Origin of the sequence: Chryseobacterium sp. WLY505 (assembly GCF_030846215.1) — a bacterium.
In the GTDB taxonomy this organism is placed as follows: domain Bacteria; phylum Bacteroidota; class Bacteroidia; order Flavobacteriales; family Weeksellaceae; genus Chryseobacterium.
In genome coordinates this window covers 222,144-244,600 of record NZ_JAVCWI010000007.1, presented here as the reverse complement: position 1 = coordinate 244,600, position 22,457 = coordinate 222,144, and the positions used below count along the sequence as shown (strand labels likewise).

13 protein-coding genes are annotated in these 22,457 nt (G+C 36.5%); 5 read left to right on the top strand and 8 right to left on the bottom strand.

The window, feature by feature from the left end:
* Positions 1–33 precede the first annotated feature (33 nt).
* From RAH34_RS15855 to RAH34_RS15825, 7 genes are all read right to left on the bottom strand, one after another.
* Positions 34–1,152, bottom strand: coding sequence for a glycosyltransferase family 4 protein (locus RAH34_RS15855; RefSeq protein ID WP_306596756.1), 1,119 nt, complete (start codon positions 1,150–1,152; stop codon positions 34–36).
* Between the two features lie 108 nt (positions 1,153–1,260).
* Positions 1,261–2,262 (bottom strand): glycosyltransferase family 2 protein, encoded by a 1,002-nt coding sequence (locus RAH34_RS15850; protein WP_306596755.1) that lies wholly within the window; start codon positions 2,260–2,262, stop codon positions 1,261–1,263.
* A gap of 3 nt (positions 2,263–2,265) precedes the next feature.
* A complete protein-coding gene (locus tag RAH34_RS15845) occupies positions 2,266–3,336 on the bottom strand; it encodes a formimidoylglutamase (protein ID WP_306596754.1) in 1,071 nt (356 codons plus the stop codon).
* 146 nt (positions 3,337–3,482) lie between these two features.
* Positions 3,483–6,059 (bottom strand): type I DNA topoisomerase, encoded by a 2,577-nt coding sequence (gene topA, locus RAH34_RS15840; RefSeq protein ID WP_306596753.1) that lies wholly within the window; start codon positions 6,057–6,059, stop codon positions 3,483–3,485.
* Positions 6,060–6,338: 279 nt separating this feature from the next.
* Positions 6,339–9,728: a T9SS type A sorting domain-containing protein gene (locus RAH34_RS15835; protein WP_306596752.1), complete on the bottom strand. Its 3,390-nt coding sequence runs from the start codon at positions 9,726–9,728 to the stop codon at positions 6,339–6,341.
* A gap of 206 nt (positions 9,729–9,934) precedes the next feature.
* Complete coding sequence (locus RAH34_RS15830) at positions 9,935–11,074, bottom strand: EpsG family protein (protein ID WP_228412021.1); 1,140 nt, start codon at positions 11,072–11,074, stop codon at positions 9,935–9,937.
* A gap of 1 nt (position 11,075) precedes the next feature.
* A complete protein-coding gene (locus RAH34_RS15825; protein WP_306596751.1) occupies positions 11,076–12,083 on the bottom strand; it encodes a hypothetical protein in 1,008 nt (335 codons plus the stop codon).
* A gap of 193 nt (positions 12,084–12,276) precedes the next feature.
* Between RAH34_RS15825 and RAH34_RS15820 the strand changes: the two genes are divergently transcribed.
* From RAH34_RS15820 to RAH34_RS15800, 5 genes are read left to right on the top strand one after another with little or no spacing between them, the layout of a single operon-like run.
* Positions 12,277–15,930: an MMPL family transporter gene (locus RAH34_RS15820; RefSeq protein ID WP_306596750.1), complete on the top strand. Its 3,654-nt coding sequence runs from the start codon at positions 12,277–12,279 to the stop codon at positions 15,928–15,930.
* Between the two features lie 42 nt (positions 15,931–15,972).
* Complete coding sequence (locus tag RAH34_RS15815) at positions 15,973–16,887, top strand: hypothetical protein (RefSeq protein ID WP_114821714.1); 915 nt, start codon at positions 15,973–15,975, stop codon at positions 16,885–16,887.
* 1 nt (position 16,888) lies between these two features.
* Positions 16,889–18,028: a beta-ketoacyl-ACP synthase III gene (locus tag RAH34_RS15810; protein ID WP_306596749.1), complete on the top strand. Its 1,140-nt coding sequence runs from the start codon at positions 16,889–16,891 to the stop codon at positions 18,026–18,028.
* Positions 18,028–18,459: a hypothetical protein gene (locus RAH34_RS15805; protein WP_114821713.1), complete on the top strand. Its 432-nt coding sequence runs from the start codon at positions 18,028–18,030 to the stop codon at positions 18,457–18,459. Before RAH34_RS15810 ends, RAH34_RS15805 begins: the two co-directional genes overlap by 1 nt.
* A gap of 7 nt (positions 18,460–18,466) precedes the next feature.
* Positions 18,467–18,910 carry an ABC transporter permease gene (locus RAH34_RS15800; RefSeq protein ID WP_306596748.1) on the top strand — a complete coding sequence of 148 codons (444 nt, stop codon included), beginning with the start codon at positions 18,467–18,469 and terminating at the stop codon, positions 18,908–18,910.
* Between the two features lie 461 nt (positions 18,911–19,371).
* Here the strand turns inward: RAH34_RS15800 and RAH34_RS15795 are convergent, their stop codons facing one another.
* The gene (locus RAH34_RS15795) at positions 19,372–22,284 is read right to left on the bottom strand and encodes a pitrilysin family protein (protein ID WP_306596747.1); all 2,913 of its coding nucleotides are present in this window, start codon (positions 22,282–22,284) and stop codon (positions 19,372–19,374) included.
* Positions 22,285–22,457: the final 173 nt, after the last annotated feature.

The following is a 22,457-nucleotide window of genomic DNA, read 5'->3' as shown; positions in this document are numbered from 1 at the left end:
TATAATATTGTTTACAAAAGTAATATTTAATTGTTAATTTTTGTTATTTCTTAATCGATATAGCAAATCCGGAAGATAAGCACCAAAAAAACCTATTGAAAGAATGACCAGTAATAAAAGATTGATATTAATATGTCTTAAATAATAGGCTACTCCCACAATCATGAGATAGTAAAGGATAATATAAAAAGTGGATCTCCTGTGGGTAAGGTTCAATTTCAGCAGCTTGTGATGAATATGGTTTTTGTCGGCATCAAAAGGTGATTTTTTGTTATAAAGTCTGATCATGATTACATTTAAAGTATCCACGATCGGAAGAATCAAAATGGCCACTGCTACTACAGGAGCTGACTGAAGGTGATATCTTGGAACATCGATGAGTTTCTTATCTATAAAAATATCAATAAAACAAATAGATGTAAAAGCCAACAAAAAGCCAAGAAGCATGGAACCGGTATCTCCCATAAATATCTTGTGGGTACGGTAGTTTGACAAATTATAATACAGAAATGCCAATACAGTTCCGATAATAACAACGGATAACACCACCAACGGATAGTTGTACTCGCCCAAACGGTAATAGCTGATACCGAATAAGGCACTGCAGATCACAGAATAACCACCTGCCAGCCCATCTATCCCGTCAATCAGGTTGAATGCATTAATCAGAATGATAAATGTTGTAATACTGAATATCACACTTACGAAATACTCCAGCTCATACACTCCAAAGATTCCGAATAAGCTTCTGATTCTGATATCCGAGCCAATAACAATCAGGGAAGATACAACAATCTGTGCAACGAGTTTTTTGTAGGCCCTCATGACGACAATATCATCCATTACACCCACGTAGAGCAGGATAATTAACGAGGCAAATAAGAATTTATAGAGATCAAATAATTCATAGGCAAAAATCGAGGCACAGATTCCTATGGAATAAAAAATGGCAATACCTCCCAGGTTGGGAATTTCTCTAAGGTGCGAGCTTCTTATTCCAGGCTCATCCATCAGATTCTTTCTTCTTGAAATCTTGACAATGGTAGGAATAGAGAAAAATGTAATTAAAAAGGAGAACACGAAGCCTAGTCCTATTTTTATATAGAAAATAGGTATTCCCGATCCGCTTAAGAACAATTCAAAATTTTTCATTCTTTTCTTATTCAGCACTTGTATCTCCTAAATAAAAAATCACAATGCAGACTTACCTTCATTATCATCTTCTATTGACCGAAACAATAGTACTTACATTTGTGTTTACTAAATTAATTTTCTTATCAATCTCTTCTGTCCTGCAAAAAACAACAGATAAAAAATTTTTTTCTTCAGGGGCAAAGATAAAAGATAATTCTTACCAAAACGACTATACTTCAATATATCTTGAATTTTTATTTGCCTTTCCTTCATAAAAAGAACTAATTGATCCGACATACTATAAAATATTTCTTCTTTTTTCACAAAGGCCAGATAAGCCAAAAATGAGTAAACCCCTTCAAAAATCTGAAAATTTTTCAACTCTTTTTTTTTATGGGAATACAGGGATTTACTGAATATTTGTTCCACATCAGAGACGGCTTTTAACATATCAAGCCCTTTTTCCGTATGGGTTTTTGTAATAGAATCAGTACGCTCCAGATACTGGTAATGGAAATTCTGAGTCTGCGCAATGGTTTCACATTCCAGCAAAAGCTGCGGAATAAGCTGGATATCCTCAAAATGAACTCCTTTTTTAAATCTTTTCTGGCTAAAAAGATCCTTTTTAAACAGCTTATTGCACGCAAAATAGCTGATATCCGAAAAAACAGAAAAATAGTCTCCAAGTATAATTTTCTCAGGCATATTGGGAAGCTGAGTCAGTTTTTGGATAATCTTTCCATTTTCATTTACTTTCTGAATATTACAGATCACCATTTTTGCCTGATGTTTTTCTGCTAAAAGAAGCATTTCCTCAAACATGGTCCCGGTAACATAATCATCGCTGTCTACAAAAGCGATATAATCTCCGGTAGCTCTGTCAATACCAAAATTACGGGCATCACTTAGTCCTCCGTTTTCTTTGGTAAAGGCTTTTATTTTTTCAGGATATTTTTGTGCAAATTCTGTAATAATTTTTTCGGACTTATCCTTACTTCCATCATTTACTACAAGAATCTCAATATCAGGAAGACTTTGCTTCACCAGAGAGTCAAGGCATTTTGTCAAATACTTTTCGACATTATAAACGGGAACGATAATGGATACTCTTGAGGGAACATTTGTCATACATTAAATTTTCGTCAGTCTTGCATTCAGCCAGCCTTTTTTAGCTTCATCAAAATCCTTTCTGGAGCAGGGAATGCAGTTTTCTATATTTTCATCATCACCAAAATACCACAAATTACTGAAAGTATCACGCCTGAATGCATATTGCCTGTCGTCTATCAAAACATAGAACAGCTCATAATGTCTTTCTTTAGGGTGAGAATGCTGGATATTGATTCCTTCGATCAGATACCACAGCATTTGCGCCAGCAGCTGATGATTCAGTTGGTTTTCTGAATAAATATTATAATTAAAAATCCCGACAGACTTCAGGTTTTCACTCAGTCCGATTTCTTTCATATAGGCACAGATCTCTCTTCTGTTCAACCCATTTACCTGCGGATTCATTGAAAAAGGCTCACTAAAACTTTCAATGGCATCGCAATTTACAGTCACGAGATCTGCTTTTCTGAAGAAAGGTTCCGTCTTTTCTGTAGAATTCATCATTTCAGCCAGTCGGATAATATCAAACTCTACTTCTTTGATGAGTCGTACAGAATCCATTTCATTTAAATGTTTCTGGTAACCCAGATGATGATAATTTTTAATAGAGAAATTCTTGGCTCCGAAAATCTTGCTTAAAAAAGTATGTTCATTGATGGTTTCTCCTTGCTGAAGGGAAATAATATTACTGATCTGGGTATAATTGATGCTTTTCTTATGGAAATTCAGTGCTGAAAATAATGAGAAAGCAAAATCATTGGAGCCACCGATAATCACTGGAATAGCTCTTTTATAATGACATGCCGACAGTACTTCCTGTAAGATATAATGAGTATCCTGAACGGATTTCCCGGATACCAGATCGCCAAGGTCTACCACAGGAATTTCGAAGTCCATCTGTGAAAGCTTATAAAATTCTTTTCTTACTGCCGTAAAATCCTGTACTTCTGCATCCCCGCCCGCTCCTCTATAATCTGATACAAACAAAAGAACAATACTGTCTTCTCTGATATCTTTTGTAATCCGATTTCCTATCTGCCAGGTTTCTGTTTTAAAATTTCTTGGTGAAATGATAAAGTCTTCGAAGTCCATATTTTAATTTAAAATGTAATAATTGATTAATTGCTTCATATAACAAACATACAAAAAACACCGGAACTGAGAAGACATGTTTCTATTTGTTCATAAAAAAAGCCGCCAACACGTGTTGACAGCTTGTATTTTAATCTTAAAATTATTTATTTTTTAGCGGCAGGTTTCTTAGCGGCAGCTTTTTTCACTGTTGTGGTAGTTTTCTTAGCTGCAGTTGCTTTTTTAGCTGCTGGTTTTTTCTTTTCGGCAAAGGCCTTAGGATCCTGATCTGTAATCCATTTTTTAACCTCATCTAAAGAAAGTTCTTTTAATTCCTCAGCTTCATACTTTGTGTCATCTACTTTTTTCGGAATTTTGAACATGGCTTTTCCAAACTTGATGAAAGGTCCCCACCTTCCGTTTTCAATAGAGATTTTTTCTTTTTCCCATTGCTGGATATATCGGTTGGCTTCTTTTTCAAGCTTTGCATCAATCAGTTCGTTAATATCGTTTTGTGAAAGATTTTCAAAATCGTATCTTTTTGGAACATTCACGAAAATATCTTTGTACTTGATAAATGGTCCGAATCTTCCCGATCCTTTTGTGACAGGTTCACCTTTATAGGTGGCAATCGGAGCATCAGCAATCTTCTTTTCAGTGATAATTTCCTCTGCTCGTTTCTGATCTACAGAAAGCGGATCTTCACCTTTCGGAATACTGATATACGTTTCTCCCCATTTTACATACGGTCCAAATCTACCAACACCTACAGAAACTGTTTGTCCGTCAACTTCACTTAAATCGAAAGGTAACTTAAACAATTCCAGTGCTTCTTCGAAAGTAATGGTTGCAATATTCTGTCCTGACATTAATGAGGCAAAGATTGGCTTCTCTTCATCATCTGTTTCTCCAATCTGGATCATTGCTCCAAATCTTCCGATTCTTGCATGGACATTTTTACCAGTTTTTGGATCTACTCCTAATAGCCTGTCTCCTGTCGCACGATCTGCATTTTCTTCTACATCTTCAATTCTAGGGTGGAATTTCGAGTAGAAATTCGTCATCATTTCTTTCCACTTCTGATCACCGCTTGCAATTTCGTCAAAACTTTCTTCTACTCTTGCTGTGAAACCGTAATCAAGGATTTCTCTGAAATTATCCGTTAAGAAATCATTGACTACTTCACCGAGGTCTGTAGGAACAAATTTATTTTTATCACCACCGAATTTCTCTTCAAGGACTACTTTTTTGATCTTATCTTTTGTTAAAGACATTTTGATCACTTCACGGGTATGTGGTTCGATTTCTCTTTTATCTACATACTCTCTGTTCTGAATGGTCTGAATGGTAGGAGCATAAGTAGAAGGTCTACCAATCCCCAATTCTTCAAGCTTTCTCACCAACCCGGCTTCCGTATATCTTGCGCTTGGCCTTGTGAACTTTTCAGTAGCCGTAATGGTTTTATAATTCAGGACTTCTCCCACGCTTACTTTCGGCAACAACTTATCGTTGTTTTCCTCATCATCTTCTTCAGTCTTTACAATTCCGTAAGCTTTCAGGAAACCATCAAATATAATAACCTCACCCTGCGCTTCGAAATGATGTGGCAATGAAGCATTTCCTATTTCAATCACTGTCTTTTCAATTTTAGCATTAGCCATCTGAGAAGCCAGTGTTCTTTTATAAATTAATTGATATAATCTGTTTAATTGGGCATCAGCTACAGTTTTCACTCCAAAATCTGTAGGTCGGATAGCTTCGTGAGCTTCCTGTGCTGAAGCTGACTTTGTAGTATAATTTCTTGGAGAAGAATATTCTGCTCCGTATTCTGATATAATTTGTTTTTTTGCTCCTTCAATTGCTTCCTGGGAAAGGTTTACGGAGTCTGTTCTCATATAAGTAATAAACCCTTCTTCGTATAGCCTTTGTGCCAAACGCATGGTATTGGTTACATTATATCCAAGTCTTGATGAAGCTTCCTGCTGCAACGTAGAAGTTGTAAACGGAGCTGAAGCCGAACGTGTACCAGGTTTGGTTTCAACGTTGAGAACTTTAAATTCTGTTGTTTTAGCCTGCTCCAGAAATTTTTCTGCCTCTTCTTCCTTTTCAAAGTCTTTTTTCAGTTTGGCAGCAATCTCCTGCTCTGTTTTATTTAAAAATATTCCGTCAAGTTTAAAACTTGCTTTGGGTGTAAATTCACGGATTTCTTTTTCTCTTTCAACAATTAACCTAACTGCTACAGACTGTACTCTACCTGCAGACAGTCCCGGTTTTACTTTTTTCCATAAAACGGGTGACATTTCAAAACCTACGATTCTGTCCAGCACTCTTCTAGCCTGCTGTGCATTCACTAAGTTCTGATCAATGTCTCTTGGATTGTCGATTGCTTTTAGAATGGCGTTTTTGGTAATCTCGTGGAAAACAATTCTTTTTCTGTTTTCGGGCTTCAGCTTCAACTCATCCGCAAGATGCCATGCAATAGCTTCTCCTTCGCGGTCCTCATCGGAAGCGAGCCATACCATGTCGGCTTTCTTTACGGCAGCCTTTAATTCGGTTACCAGTTTCTTTTTGTCTGCTGAAACTTCGTAATCAGGACTGAATGTAGCAAGGTCTATCCCCATTCCTTTTTTTGGAAGATCCCGGATATGTCCGAAACTGGATTTCACTTCAAAATCCTTTCCGAGATATTTCTGAATAGTTTTTGCTTTTGCCGGGGACTCTACGATTACTAAATTTTTCGACATTCTAACTAAAAATTTTTGCAAAAGTAAAGCTTTTTTATTATATACTTTTTGTTAAACGGGTTTAATTTAATAATCAGAGTTCATTACAGCATCTTTCAACACACGTTTTTTGAAGAAACAAACCCTTTGTAGCATAGGTTTTAGACTGTTATACAATTTTCAACATTGATGGATATAGAATTTTTCATCAGCTATAATAGATGTAAGAAATATGCTGTCCTGTAAAAAAAGCAGAATAAGGCTTCTTACTCTGCTTTTTTTGCATGTTAATTTTACTATTTACTGTTTTACAATTTTCACATTCGCTTCAGAATTATTGATTCTTACGACATACACTCCTGCATTTAAAGATGAAAGATCTGTCTGATTGTTGATAAACTTTCCTGATTTCACAAGTTGCCCCAGAATATTAAAAATCTGAAAATTGTATTCTTTATTTTCCGTAGCCCTTATATAAAGAATATTGGAAAAAGGGCTTGGATATAGAGAAATTTTATTGGCTACCTTAGATTGTACATTTTCATTTATCAGTTTAGACCTGTTAGACATCATAAAAACTCCAGACGCAGGCCCTTCTTCATTGCCATTGGCATCGTATTCTATTTTCACACACCGGCAGCCTGTTCCGAAGTAGGGATCATTATTATCATGAAAGACGATTATTCTATTGGTTGTAGAAGCCGCATCAAACAGCACATTAACAGATCTTCCAATATAATTTGAATTTAAAGCAGCGGTCCATACAGCAGGGTACTGAAAGTTCAGCACATTAAATGTTCCCTGCGCTGTCTGATTGGCTGTCACACTTCTGAATCCTCTGGAGCCAGAGTCAGGATAGTTTCCTACAAAATATGCCGGATTATTAAAAATATATCCTACGGTGGCATTGGCAGAATTCCTCACCCTGATCCCTGAATAATCTGTAGCGATACTGTAGGATGTTGCTATATTTTTATCTTTTTTGTACCATGGTGTCTGTCCGAAATCAGCTCCGGAAACCAAAGCCACGTTTGTAAGATCCGGGATCCTCCATCCTTCAGGACAGGGATCAAAAGGAGATTTTTTGCCTCCTCTTCCCCATCTGTCAGGAGCTAAATTGGGCTCCTGTGCCAGCCAGTCCGTTCCGTTGGTATAATTGGGTGTTGCACTGTTATAAGGAGCAAAGGTACTTGGAATCATATATACCAGAGGATTCTTCACAGAATAAGAGAGTATCTTAGAGATTCTTTCTGCAGGTTTATCAGTTAACTGTACATTTGATGCCGAGGCATAAGTGTTGTAAGGTACTATATAATTTCCTGAAAGATTATTATAGTCAGACTGATTAAGCGCGGTGTAAGAAACTGTACCGTTAGTCCCCAGAGTTCCTAAAAACACATTATAAACACTTCTGTTATCCGCATATTGGAATGGAGGAATAGGATCTTTCCTTCCCCATTGATAATGCAATCCTGTGGAAGCGCGTATTTTCAGCAGTTCATCAGCAGTGGGAGCCTGAGGATTGACAACGTTGGGAAAAACATCTGTTGCCCCTAGATTACGATCCATAAAAACAGTCTGCAATGCAAGGTCTGCTTTGTTGACATAATTCACGTAATTTGTAACGGCCACAGGAGTTTCTGTGGTATAAGAGTAAGACCCCAGAGGAGAATCCGTCACCCAGATATGCCAGCTCCAATATACCGGTGAAGATATACTCCCATTATGTAATGTGACAACGGCATTCCCACTTTCATTGGCCGCAATTTCTACGGATATTTTAGAATTCCCAATATCCTGTAGTGATGAAGGTGAAGGATTCACCATTGAAATCCTACTGATAAGAGCTGTATTTGTTGTCCAGAGAACATTAGCTTTTAAACTATTAAAACTGGAAGGATTCAATATTTCAGCGTTATCCAGTAGTTGACTTTGCACCGAAAATGCTTTACTGACCGGAATTTCAATAGTAGAAACTGTTTCGCTTTTAACAATCTGGTAAGTATTCGGGCTATTGAAACCTTCTTTGTACTCTGTAGCCGGCGGGAGATATTCTGTTGGGAAATCATAATCATTAATAGTGTAGAGGGGATCTTTGATACATCTGCAGCCATTGGCATCCGAAGTATACATCCCGGCCATAGGAAAGTAGTAATAACGCCCTTTAATATTAGGATAATTCGCATCCGGAATATCTGGCTGTCCTTTATCCGGAATCATGGAAAGCCCTCTTACAGTAACAGCAGGAGATGCATCGAACAGTCTGGTTAAAGTTGCAGTCCACAATGCTGTGTGATGCTGATCACTATATTGTCCGGAATGAGCTGCTCTGATCAACTGTCCGTTTCCGGGAAAGACTCCCATATTATAGCCACCGACTGCCGAAAGATCAAAACCAAAATTAGGGTAAATTCTAAATCCTGTCATAAAGGCAGGCACTCCTGCATCAGTAGGTTTTATAATATGATATTTATTGTTTTCAAAAACATTTTTTGCCATATTGGTCCTGACTCCAAAGGGTGAAAAGTCTATTCTGATATCATCTACATAAGAAGGAGAAGCCAGGTTTGCAACCAGCATGGAAGGGATACGCCATCCATTGGGACAAGGATCATAAGGAGATTTATCTCTATAAGGTTTTGTTTTATCATCGGTATTATAGACAGTTTCAATTTTCCCTTGCGCATTATCAGACCACAGATTAAGCTCAGAAAGCCTGTTATTGGGCAAAGTTGTAGATTTACCAAACCAATTGACAGGAAGATTAAGATTGTTATTGTAATAAGCCTGGCCTGAATTATCATCTTTATTAACATAAATAAGACTCAAAGGATTTTTTACAGAAAGCCTTATATTATTGGTAACTTCTGCAGCGGAAAGCAGAACAAATTTCCTGAAATCATCAATACTTACAGCATTGGTCATATTTTTCGCGCCTCTATGCCTTACTCTTCCTATGGATCCTGAAGCTTCATAGAAATCATTTCCTCTTGTTACTAAGGGTGGTATAGGATCTTTTCTTCCCCACTGATAAAGAAGCCCGATACTCCTGTTCCAATCTGATGCTGTAATGGAATTTGAGATGGCTCCCAGATTTCTATCCATCCATTTCCAATCGGAGTCCGGAATAACTTCTGTTGTTCCATCCGACCTCATTCTTTTAATGTTGTTGAAGCTTCTATAGGCAGACCCATTGGTAGGGTCATCGGTTACCCATATATGCCAGCTCCAATAAATCTCTCCGTTTACTTTGAAAGCTACTACTGCATTTCCTTTTTTTGCCTTATTCACAGGGACTCTTATCTTGGCGTCCTGTCCGGTTCCTATAATTTCAAGGGCATAGTTTGCCCCGGATTTTATAAGCCCGTGAACATCTTCCCACAAAACATCTGCAGTTACCGTACCTGCCGGAATTCCACTTCCGTTAAGATATCCGCCTCCTTCCCACATTGCATAAGCTTTTTTTACAGGTACCAGCAATCCTTCATTGTTCTGACCGGGATCAAAGATGTAACTGTTGGGTGCCTTTTTCCAGTCCGGAAGAAGTAATTGTGTCCATTCATTCACTGGCCTTTTCAATGAATCCTTATTCTTGATAGGCCATAGATCTTCGTTGATATTACCTTTGGAACTCACTCCAAATAATATCAGGCAGATGACTGCCGCAAATTTTCCAGCTAATCTTTTCATACCTTAGGGTTTTAGTGTGATTAGCGAATGCAATTTTTGAGCCCACTTCAATAAAAAGTGATTTATTATATAAATAAATACATCATATTTTAATTATGTTATTAATAAAATAAAGTAAAACCCAATAAACAAAGTAAATAACAATAAACCTTGTTTATAAAAAAAAGACAGCCTTACGCTGTCTTTATATTTTAATTTTCAAAATTCTATGGAAGAATATGGTTTTGATAACGGTCAATCGAAAATCGTCCGGCCGTAATATTATTAAACATAGAGAAGATAACAAAATTGAAGACGACAAGTGCGATGATAAATGCGTAGATCATATTTTTAACCCTTCCGGAAACAGCATACATCGCATTTGGAATAATGATATAGGAGAACCCAATAAATGCTCCTGCAAGTCTGGATGAGAAGATAGGGTTATTTCTAAAAATAAAATAGAGACATATGCCGATTACGGCATAATTTCTGTGATATTCATAGTAAGGATAGTGTTCTTTCATCTTGTTATCAAAAACAAAAAGGAAAAAAGTAAGAATAGCCATCATGACCTCCGGGATTCCAATTCCCCCGTTTAGTCGCTGCACGGTTTCATCCATATACCCGTTGAATCCTTCTACAAGGGTACTGTTAGAAGCCATACCATCCAGAAAACCTCCAAAACTTCTATAGATTTCAAACGGAGATAAAAAGACAGAACCTACAATCATAATCAGCATCATGGTTTTATTCAACGGAACCCGGGCCAGCCAGTACATCGGCAGGAATAAATAACAAACACTGTGTATACCCGATCCTATGAATATAAAAAAAAGATAATGCCAGAGCTTTCTTTCCTTAATATACCGTATTGCAAAATAAGCGATAAAAGTTCCCAGGTTTTGTCTGATCTGCCCGCTTTCCCCGATAAAGAAGTTGGGAATAAACATAAAAAGGGTAAAGGTAAATGGATAAAAAGTATTGTCTTCGGTATATTCTACTTTAAAGATCATTGCAAAAATAGCAATAACCAGCGTTAGCATATAAAAAGGGGCATCAAAAAAATTGAGAAGAACTTTATTAATCAGGGTATACAGCCATTCCACATCCAGCGTTTCTGTTCCTTCCATATGGAGCATCTTCATAAAGATACTGTAGTAGCTCTTGGTATCTGAGTAAATATAAATCCCTTTATAACTTCCGTAATCCGGACCTACATTATCTCTAAGACCGACAATAATAATAAAATAAACAGCGAGAAACCAGAACCACTTTTTATCAACCTTCTTACCATATACTTCCTGAACACTGAAGAACAGCATATAGACGATTGCAATTATATAATATGGATGTAGTAAACTCATGCTAACTCTCTGATGTTTTTTTAAACTGATGATATGCTGTGATTATTCCGGTCAGAATTAAAGGCAGGAATAGCCTCACTTCCCAGAAAAGCCCCACTAAAGTAATCATAAGAAGATAGGGAATGGAAAAGAAAAAATACTTTCCAAAAACACTTCTGTTTTCTCCTTCAGCACAAAGACCATATATAAAATAAATCACAATTAAGGCAAAGACCAGCCCTGCAAGGTTGAAGGGGCTGGAAAAGTTCCTGTTAATATAAAACCCTTCCACAAACGTGGTTTCATCCTGAACCAGCAGAGCTCTCAATCCCAGATAAGGAATCAGAAAAGCAACAACCAATGGTATAATTTTCCAGATTACCTGATAATTTCCTTTTTTCAACTCATCTATATTGAAAAATACTGCTGCAAAAAACGCAATATTCAAACACGCCGTTTCTCTTACCAAAGTAGAGACTCCAATAAGACCAATGAGAATGAAAAAGAAAATATTTTTTTGGGTATCTAAATATTTCAGGGTCAAAAATACTCCTGCCAGATAACAGAATAATGCAATGGTATCACAGTTTGTAGGTGCATACTGTGTGATCACAATAAAAAATATGGATAAGAGATGAATAATTCTCCTTGCATTAAGATTCAGAAGAAGTCCTGTTGATTTCATCCGGAAAATAGCATTCAAAATCAAAGAACACAAAACAAAGAACACGCTGTTCATCAGGAAAAGCCCATGATAAAAAGGGGTTCCGTTTTTGGACAAAAAATCTTTGAAGAAAGAAAGAGGTCCATTAATCAGACTATACATCAGATCTGTCATCTGTACACTCAGATAATTGGGAATCACTCTGTAAGCATATACGGAGGAAAATAAAAAATCAGGGGTTGTGGCTGATGTTTTCAGTCTTGTATATGAAGATTCAAATCCATAATAAGACATGGCAAACAACAGAAGCGGAAGTACTATTACAAATAGAAATCCGTTTATTTTTTCATCATTTCTTTTCAACATATCTAAAACAGATTCTTATTTTTTTAATAATAATGGTGGTTTAAAATACATTTTTTCAAAAGGGAACTTTTGCAAAAGTAGAATATTTTTTCATTCTTCCTAGAATATTTTATTGATTTTCAGTGAAAACTTCTCGTTAACTATTTTGAACTAATGCTTAAAAAATTAAATTTGCAGACTTGATTTAAATGCAATGCATCGCTTTTTTATATTTTTATATTATCTGATTTCCAAAAATAAAATCCTGTCTGTATTTGCAGCTCTGGGAATTGCCGTTTTATGCATTTTCTTTGCGTCAAAGATCAATTTTGAGGAAGATATCAATCAGATCATCCCTAAAAATGAAAAGTCGGATCTTACCGCAAAGGTTCTTAAACAGCTTAATTTTTCGGATAAGATTATTGTTATTATTGAGAACAAATCCAGTGAAGACAGCTTCCAGCTTTCTGAAACGGCAGATAACTTTCTGAAAAAAATTGAGCCTTTACAGAAATACATCGGTTCTGTTCAGGGAAAAGTGAATGATAATGAAATCTCCGAAACCTTTGATTTTGTCAATCAGAATTTACCTTTATTCCTTAATGAGAATGACTATAAGGACATAGACCGGAAACTTCAGAAAGACAGCATTACCACACAGGTAGAGAATAACTATATATCATTGGTTTCTCCCACAAGCCTTGTCACCAAAGAGTTTATAAAAAAAGATCCTCTGGGACTTACTTTTCTGGGGATCAAAAAATTAAATGCTTTAAACATCAGCAAAGACTTCAAACTTGAAGACAGCTATATTGTTACCAAAGACGGAAAAAACCTCTTACTTTTCATTGATCCTAAAAATAAAAGTAACGACACGAAAGCTAATGAGGCATTTGTAGATCAGCTTAATGCAATCAAAGACGGAATCAACAAGCAGTTCAAAGGAAAAACAGAAATAAGTTATTTCGGTTCTCCGGTGATTGCGGTGGCCAATGCAAAGCAGATCAAAAAAGATATCCAGAACACAGTAATCATTTCCATGACGGTTCTTTTGGTTCTACTGATCTATTATTTCAGAAATGTCTTTACTCCTATCATTGTATTTTTACCAACAGTATTTTCTGTATTGCTTGCCTTATTGGTTCTTTATTTTATTAAAGATAAGATTTCAGCAATTTCCCTTAGTGTAGGAGCAATTCTGATTGGGATTACCATCGATTATGCCCTGCATATTCTTACCCATTATAAGCACAACAACAATATTGAAGAGCTCTACAAAGAAATTACGAAGCCTATTATATTAAGCAGTGCAACGACAGCCGTTTCATTCCTATGTCTGGTTTTTGTTCGTTCTGAAGCCTTAAAAGACCTGGGACTTTTCGCTGCGATTACAGTGATTCTTTCTTCAGTTTCAGCTTTAATTATTGTTCCTCAGCTTTACAAGCCAAAAGAAAAAGGAGAGCACCTCAATACCAACTTTATTGACAAGATAGGATCTTACCCTTACGAAAAAAACAAACCGCTGATTATAGGATGCTCTGTCATTATTCTTGCCTGCCTTTTTGGTTTCAGACATGTGGGTTTTAATGAAGATATCGGCGATCTGAATTACATTCCAAAAGAATTAAAAATCAGTGAAGCAAAACTGCAGAAACTTTCTGACATTACTTCAAAATCAATCTACACGATCTCTTATGGGAATTCTGAAGAACAGGCTTTAAGCAGAAATTCTGAACTGAGCAGCTTCCTTGAAAAAGAGAAAAAAGAGGGTAAGATTTTAAGCTATAATTCTATAGGAAGCGTTGTGCTTTCAGAAAAAGACCAACAGAAAAAAATTGAGGAATGGAATCAATTCTGGAATGACCAGAAGAAGAGTCAGACCATTTCCGAGCTGGTCAGCAACGGGAATAAATTCGGTTTCAACAGTTCCGCTTTTGATGGCTTCAATGAAGTTTTGCATAAAAATTATTCTACATTGAGCCTGAAAGATTATCAAAAGGTAAAAGCGCTTCAGATATCAGAATTCATGAGCAACGAAAATGGGTTCTACACGGTTTCCAATGTAGTAAAAGTAGACGAAAAAAAACGGGATACTTTCATCAAGGATATTGAGAAGAAGCATGATGCCATAGCCATTGACCGCCAACAGATGAATGAGAATTTTCTTGGTTTGCTGAAAAGAGATTTCAGTACATTGATCAATTATTCTCTTCTTGCGATCATTTTAACGATCATTGTTTTCTTCAGGAATTTTGAACTGACCGTTCTTACAATGTTTCCCATTGTTTTAACGGGAGTGGTGACCGCCGGAATTCTCTATTTCTTAGGATTGGAATTAAATATTTTCAGTACTGTAGTGTGTACGCTGGTATTTGGAGTCGGAGATGACTTCAGTATTTTCCTGACTCAAGCTATGCAGAAAGAACATACCACGGGAAAGAATGAATTACCCACGTATAGAATTTCTATTATCCTTGCTGTTTTCACTACTATTCTTTCGATTGGCTCTCTGATTTTCGCCAAACATCCGGCACTGCATTCTTTGGCATTAGTGGCCCTGATAGGAATGTTCTCCGTGATTATCATTACCTCTACTCTATATCCGTTCTGGTTCAGATTATTCATTACCAACCGGACAAAAAAAGGGCTTTCTCCCATCACATTCAGACTATTCCTGATTTCAGTCTTATCATTTTTATATTACGGACTTGGAGGACTTATATTTTCAGCATTTGGTAGTTTCTTTGTTAAAAATTCTCAAGGGAAAACGCTGAATATTATCAAACTTATTTTAGCTCAATTTTTAACTTCTGTACTTTATTCTAATCCTTTTGTAAAGAAGAAGGTCATTAAAAATACGTCAGAAGATTTCAGCAAACCTGCAGTCATCATTGCCAATCATACCTCTTTTCTGGATACGCTGGCTATCGCAATGGCTACGCACAAAATTATTTATCTTGTGAATGACTGGGTATACGAGTCTCCTGTTTTTGGAAAACTGGTAAGAGCGCTGGGCTTTTATCCTGTTTCGCAGGGAATTGAGAATGGAATGCACAAACTGAAAGAAAAAGTAGAACAAGGATATTCTCTGGTTGTTTTCCCGGAAGCAGAACGTTCCTATACCAATGATGTGAAAAGGTTTCATAAAGGAGCGTTTTATCTTGCGGAACAATTCGGATTGGATATACTTCCTATTTACATCCACGGAAACTCTGAAGTATTACCGAAAGGAGACTTCATCATCTATGACGGAAGCATTACCGTAAAAGTGGGCAACAGAATCAGCAAAGATGATATGAGCTTTGGTAAAAACTATTCTGAGAGAACTAAGAAGATCAATGCCTATTTCAGAGAAGAATTTGCCAGACTGCGTGAAGAGATTGAGGATGAGAATTATTTTAAAAAGAAACTCTTCCTGAGCTATCTTTACAAAGACAGTGAAGTGGTACAGGAAGTAAAAGAAGATTTTAATGCTAATAAATCTGTATATTTCGAACTGAACAAGCATATTTCAAATAACGCCCATATTCTTCATTTGGCTGATGATTTCGGGCAGAAGGATGCATTATTAACTTTATACCAGGCCAGCCGAAGAGTTTTTTCTCTGATTCAGAATGATGAAAAAAGAGCAACAGCAGCACACAGTTATCTGGTAAAAAGAAGAAAGATCCAGTATATAAAAGACCTTTCTGAGGTAAACAAAAAAATTGATGTACTTCTGATCTCCCATGATCGTTTTATATTGAATGATATTCAGGAGCTGCCAGAGACCATTATTTTTGTAAATACAAAAAGTGATTCTTTTGAAAGTGATCATTATACACTAAAATTTAGTTCTGAATCATTAAAAGTATTTAAAATCAAATAATAAATATGAAAAACATATTTTTGTAAACGCTAAAGAAAACTAATGAAGAAAAATATACTTGTCATATATTATTCACAAACCGGACAACTCGAAGATATCGTGAGAAATATAGCCCAACCTTTTGAAGCTAAAAAGGAGGCTTATGATGTTACGTATTACAACATTCAGCTAAAGGAAGATTTTCCTTTTCCCTGGCCGGGCGATGTCTTTTTCAACACTTTTCCTGAATCTTATCTGCAGATTCCAAAAGAAATCCTTCCTCCTTCAGAAGAAATTCTGAACAAAAAGTACGACCTTATCCTATTCGGGTATCAGGTATGGTATCTCACACCATCCATTCCTATTATTTCTTTTTTAAAGAGTGATTATGCAAAACCAATCCTTAAAGATACTCCTGTAGTAACGATCTCAGGGACCAGAAATATGTGGATGCTTTCCCAGGAAAAATTAAAGGTTTACTTAAGAGATTTACAGGCTAAACTGGTAGGAAATATTGCTTTGGTAGACAGGCACGACAATTATACCAGCGTATTAACAATTCTCCGATGGCTCACCACAGGTCAGAAAGAAAAATCAGGAATGCTTCCTGCGGCAGGAGTTTCCGATGAAGAAATTACAGGTTCTGTAAAGTATGGCGAGATTATTGAAAGACATTTTAATAATAATGACCTTAATAGTTTACAACCGGATCTTGTGAAAAACGGAGCGATTGAAATCCGTGCGTTTTTAGTGCGCGTAGAAAAGGTAGGAAACAAAATTTTTACAGTATGGTCTAACCTGATTATCAAGAAAAAAGAGAAACGTCCATTGCTGATAAAATTCTTTAAGGTATATTTGATGGCAGCGATATGGATTATCTCACCTGTCGTTTTGGTTTTACACCTGCTTACAACCCCTATATTTTGGTTTAAAAGACAAAAACAAAAAAGATATTTACAAGGAATTAATTTAAAATAGAATGTACGACGTATTTATAACAAAAGCATCAAAATACTTACCCAATGAGCCGGTAGCGAATGATGAAATGGAGACTTATCTTGGGCTTATCAATGATGCGCCATCTAAAGCAAAATCACTTATCCTAAGAAATAATAAAATCACGACAAGATACTACGCCTTAGACAAAGAAGGAAATCCTACCCACTCTAATGCGCAGCTTACTGCCAAAGCCATCGAAGGACTTTTTGACGAAAATTTCAAAAAGGAAGATATGAAATTACTATCGGTAGGAACTACTTCACCGGATCAGATCCAGCCTTCTCATGCTTCTATGGTACATGGTGAGCTGAACATCGGGAAATCTATTGAAATTAATACTTCAACAGGTCTTTGCAATTCAGGGATGAATGCGCTCAACTATGGATTCCTTTCTGTAAAAGCCGGTGTACAGGACAACGCAGTATGTGCAGGTTCTGAAAGAATGTCTGCATGGATGACTGCTGACAAATTCAACCATGAAGCAGAAAATTTAAAATTGCTGGAGGAAAGACCTATCATTGCTTTCAAAAGAGAATTCCTGAGATGGATGCTTTCTGATGGAGCCGGAGCTTTCCTTTTGGAAAATAAACCAAGAGAAAACAGTACTTCCTTAAAAGTTGAATTCATTGATTTCTACTCTTATGCTCACGAAATTGAAGCATGTATGTATGCCGGATGTGATAAGCTGGAAGACGGAAGCCTGAAATCATGGGCCGACTACCCTTCTGATGAATGGTTGAAGCAATCTATTTTTGCCATCAAACAGGATACTAAAATCCTTGATAAATATATTCTTGTAAAAGGAGCTGAAAGCTTAAGATCATCTTTTGACAAACATAATCTGGATCCGGAAAAAATTGACCACGTATTGGCTCATATCTCTTCAGGATACTTTAAAGATGGATTGAAAGAAGAATTTGCTAAAAAAGGAATGGATTTCCCTGCAGAAAAATGGTTCTATAACCTTTCTGAGGTTGGAAACATCGGTGCGGGATCGATATTTATTGCCCTTGAAGAACTGATGAACTCGGGAACATTGAAAAAAGGAGAAAAAGTACTTCTTTGTGTTCCTGAAAGTGGAAGATTCGCTTATTCTTGTGCTTTATTAACTGTTTGCTAATGGAAAACAAACTGCCTACATCCGATAAAGATTTTGTAGAAAGCCTTATTCCGCAAAGGTTTCCTTTTGTGATGGTACATGAGTTATCAGAATATTCTGAAAACCATCTTTTATCCGGTTTTGAAATCAAAGAAGATAACCTTTTTATCCAGGACGGATCTTTTCAGGCTTCCGGACTGATTGAGCACCAGGCACAAAGCGTTGCCCTGCATACAGGATATAAATATTATCTGCTGGGGAAAGATGCTCCTACGGGATATATCGGAGCCATCAAATCTTTTGAAGCTGAAATTCTTCCTAAAGTAGGAGACCATCTGAAATCTGAAGTTACCATCCTTAATGAAGTAATGGGAGTAACCCTTGTAGATATTGTTACGAAACTAAACGGTGAAGTGATTGCAAAATCTCAAATGAAAACCGCTGTAAAATAAACTGGAAATGGAAATAAAGGAAGAAAATATCATCAATATACACAACTTTTTACCGCATCGTGAACCGATGTTGATGGCAGACTATATTCTGGAGCTGACCAAAGAAAAAGTAGTGACTTCCTTTGAAATCAAAGAAGATAATATATTTGTTCACAACAATGAGTTTGCAGAAGCCGGCTTAATCGAAAACCTGGCGCAAACCTGCTCTTCTATCCTTGGACAAAGCTTCTTTGAAAATCCTGAAGCCGATACTAAAGTGATCGGATTCATTACCAATATCAAGAAGATTGAGATTTTTGATCTTCCTAAAGTACATGACAAAATCATTTCCAAAGCATCCCTTATTTCACAGTTTGAGAATATCTGCCACATTTTCTGTGAAACATTTAATAATGATGAATTATTGATCAGAGCGGAGATCAACCTGTTTATTCAGGAAGTAAAATCGTAAAGACCAATTCAACATAGACATAGAAAAGCTGTACAAAACGTACAGCTTTTCTGTTTTAAATCAATTTTATATTCTCTAATAGATTTGTGAACATTTGTGCAATCCATTTGTGTTATTTGTGTTTAAAATATTGGTTTAGGCTAAAGCCAATTGATTTTTCTCTTTTTTTAAGCGGGCTTTCTTCGTCTCCGCTCAGAATCATAGCCAACTCCTATTGAATTGATTACAATGATTTTACGGAAAAAGGTTCATTTTTTGTTTATTTCCACATTCATCACATCCTCACAAAACAATTGATAGACAATACATTACGGGCTTAAAAACCTCATCATCAGATGAATTATTTCACGTGAAACATTTTATGAATCCGTGAAACTCTGATGGTCAGGGAGAAACAGTTTTAAACAACAAAAAAGCGGGACATTTCTGTCCCGCTTTTATCATTATTGTAAACAAAAGGATTAGTATCCGAAGATCTCTTCAAGAGATACTTCCTGGAATTCTCCCATTTTGTTGATAGATTCCATATTCAGGTTTTCTTTCTTACCGATGATGGCTGTATTGTATTGTACAGGTTTTACTTCAGTGTTGTAGAATCCTGTAAGCTGTGGCAATGTCAATCCCTGAATTTCAGCGTAAATATCTTTTCTGATATCATAGTCAACCCCTAATTTTTTCAATGCTAACTGATTGAAGAAAATATTTGTTCTGTTGATTCTGTTGGAAGCAATCTGTTTTAAGGCAGAACCTCTGGCATTCTCAAACTGGGCAGGGATTTGTGGTAAAGATACCATTAAGTCATTCATTGCATTTACCGCTAAAGGAAGCTTGTTGGATTGTGTTCCGATATAATTTGTCACATAGTTTGCTTTCCCTTTTTCCGAAGCATTTCCATAAGAAACATAGGCCGTATAAGCCAATGACTTACTTTCTCTGATCTCCTGGAAAACGATAGAAGATAATCCTCTTCCGAAGTATTCATTGAAAACATTTGCTTTCCCGAAATTACTAAGGTTTACGGTGCTGGCTTTTGCTACTTTTGACATTTCCATTTGTACCATGTCATAATTTGTGAAGTACACCTTTCCTTCAGTAGCCGGTTCAGCATATTCTTTTGCCTGTGCTGGCTGAAGGCTCGTATTGATGATAAAAGGTTTCACCGCTTTTTCCAATCCGGACTGATCCTGTCCGTAAAGAAGCACCTGATAAGGATACTGGTTCAGTGTTTTCACTTTCTTCATCAGTTCTACGGCGTCAATATTCTCAAGACGTTCTTTGGAAACGATGTCTGTCATTCTTGAATTTTTACCGTATTTAGCATAGTTTGAAAGAGCGGCCATAATTCTTACTTTATCTTTCTTCGCAGAAGCTCTTGATTCCAGAATTGTTTTTACCGTTTGAGCATAAATTGCTTTATCAGCTTTTACATTCGTCATCCAGTGATTCATCAGCTCTGCAGCTTTCTTCATATTACTTTCAATACCACTTAATGTAATGATCATCTGGTCATTGGAAGTTCTCAGGCTATAACTTACGCCCAGTTTAAAGAATTCTTCTTTCAGCTGTTCCGGAGTATACTTATCGGTTCCAAGATATTCAAAAAGAGTTCCTGCAATAGAAAGTTCTTTATCATTATCTGTTCCGAAAGGGAAAATATAACTGATCTGAGCAACCTCATTATACTTATTCTTCACAAAGCTTACCGTCTTGTCTTTAATCTTTGAAGTCTGAATGGCTGTTTTAAAATCAATAAATTCAGGCTTACTTTCCGGTACTTTTGTATTCAGAATATCTTTAAGGAAGGGAGACTGAGCTTCTCTGTTCAGTTTAATCGGGGTAATTCCAGGGTTCTGTACACGTACAAGTTTATCATTCACTCCTTTTTCTTTATAAATAACAACATAATTATCTTTAAAGAAATCGTTGGCAAACTTCACTACGTCAGCTTTCGTAATTTTATCATACTGATTGATCTCATCAAGCTCCTGTTCCCATGTTCTTACATTGATATAAGAATCATACAGTTCAGTAGCTAATCCGTCAGCTGTTTCCCAGCTCTTCATACGCTGAACTTTTTTATCATTTACGATGGCTTTCAGGATCCAGTCCGGGAACTGTCCTTTTTTCACAAGATCCAACTGATCCATCAGCAGTTTTTTAGCTTCATCAAAGCTTTGACCTTCTTTAGGAGTTACCACTAATCCAAATGTACCATACATTTTGTAAGGCGACTCATACGCTCCTGCTCCAAGTGTTTTTTGCTTCTGGTTGATGTTAAGGTCAATTAAACCAGCATCCCCTCTGTTGCTTAAAATTTCAGATACTACATCTGCCAGTCTTGCTTCCTGAGTTCCATAAGAATCTGTTCTCCATGCAATAGTCATTCTTGGTGTAGTAGGGCTTTTTACCGTTCTGGTAACAATGCTGGTCATTGGTTCTTCCGTAACCATCTTTTTCATCGGAAGTTCTTTGTATTTGAATGCACCGAAATATTGATCAACTAATTTTATAGTTTTGTCATAATCAAGGTCTCCAACCAATACTACAGCCATGTTATTAGGCACATAATAGGTGTCAAAATACTTGTGGATCGCTTCCATGGAAGGGCTCTTCAAATGTTCTGAAGTTCCGATTGTCGTTTGCTGTCCGTTCGGGTGTTTTGGGAAAAGAGCCTGCATCAATGAATAGAATACAAGACGACTGTCATTATCCTGCGCTCTGTTGTATTCCTCATATACCGCTTCAAGCTCTGTATGGAAAAGACGTAATACCAATTCTGAAAAACGCTCTTTTTCTACTCTTAGCCATTTTTCCAATTCGTTGGAAGGAATATTGTTTTTATACACCGTTTCATCCAGTGATGTATGGGCATTCGTTCCTGTAGCTCCTAATGAAGAAATCGCTTTATCATATTCATTAGCGATCGCATATTTGGAAGCTTCCTGAGAAACTTCGTCAATCTTTTTATAAAGTTCTTTCTTTTTTTCGGGATCCTTTTCTGCTTTATGCTGCTCATAAAGATCAGAGATCTGCTGTAGTAAAACTTTTTCTTTTGCCCAGTCCTGAGTTCCAAGATGTGAAGTTCCCTTGAAAACCATATGCTCCAGGTAGTGCGCTAAACCTGTATTATCACTAGGGTCATTATTAGATCCTGTTCTTACGGGAATGTAAGTCTGGATTCTTGGGGCATCATCATTTTTTGCCAGATAAACCTTCAACCCATTTTTCAGGGTATAGACACGTACTCCGGCCTGGTCATTCTTTACCGTTTCATAGGTATACCCTTGGGCATCTGTCTGCTTTTGGGTCTCAAATTTCTGCGCCATTGCGCTGATCATACAGAAAAGCGACACCGAAATAAAAATTTTCTTCATAGTAGTTATTTAATATTATTTTCAAACCAAATTTCCCCATTAGTCTTATTTATATAAACACTTGTTACAAAGGAACTGTTACAAGCAGAAACCATAAGCTTTAAGGGATTCTTTTAAGATTCTTTTATAAAGGATTAGTTAAAAGCTTCTTTCTAAACAGAGACAAGAAAAAT

What these genes read in the sequence shown, in the direction of transcription:
- RAH34_RS15820 (WP_306596750.1), top strand. Translation starts at nt 12,277, where the DNA reads ATGCATCGCTTTTTTATATTTTTATATTATCTGATTTCCAAAAATAAA.
- RAH34_RS15850 (WP_306596755.1), bottom strand. Translation starts at nt 2,262, where the DNA reads ATGACAAATGTTCCCTCAAGAGTATCCATTATCGTTCCCGTTTATAAT.
- RAH34_RS15795 (WP_306596747.1), bottom strand. Translation starts at nt 22,284, where the DNA reads ATGAAGAAAATTTTTATTTCGGTGTCGCTTTTCTGTATGATCAGCGCA.
- RAH34_RS15830 (WP_228412021.1), bottom strand. Translation starts at nt 11,074, where the DNA reads ATGAGTTTACTACATCCATATTATATAATTGCAATCGTCTATATGCTG.
- RAH34_RS15855 (WP_306596756.1), bottom strand. Translation starts at nt 1,152, where the DNA reads ATGAAAAATTTTGAATTGTTCTTAAGCGGATCGGGAATACCTATTTTC.
- RAH34_RS15810 (WP_306596749.1), top strand. Translation starts at nt 16,889, where the DNA reads ATGTACGACGTATTTATAACAAAAGCATCAAAATACTTACCCAATGAG.
- RAH34_RS15835 (WP_306596752.1), bottom strand. Translation starts at nt 9,728, where the DNA reads ATGAAAAGATTAGCTGGAAAATTTGCGGCAGTCATCTGCCTGATATTA.
- RAH34_RS15825 (WP_306596751.1), bottom strand. Translation starts at nt 12,083, where the DNA reads ATGTTGAAAAGAAATGATGAAAAAATAAACGGATTTCTATTTGTAATA.
- RAH34_RS15845 (WP_306596754.1), bottom strand. Translation starts at nt 3,336, where the DNA reads ATGGACTTCGAAGACTTTATCATTTCACCAAGAAATTTTAAAACAGAA.
- RAH34_RS15805 (WP_114821713.1), top strand. Translation starts at nt 18,028, where the DNA reads ATGGAAAACAAACTGCCTACATCCGATAAAGATTTTGTAGAAAGCCTT.
- topA (WP_306596753.1), bottom strand. Translation starts at nt 6,059, where the DNA reads ATGTCGAAAAATTTAGTAATCGTAGAGTCCCCGGCAAAAGCAAAAACT.
- RAH34_RS15800 (WP_306596748.1), top strand. Translation starts at nt 18,467, where the DNA reads ATGGAAATAAAGGAAGAAAATATCATCAATATACACAACTTTTTACCG.
- RAH34_RS15815 (WP_114821714.1), top strand. Translation starts at nt 15,973, where the DNA reads ATGAAGAAAAATATACTTGTCATATATTATTCACAAACCGGACAACTC.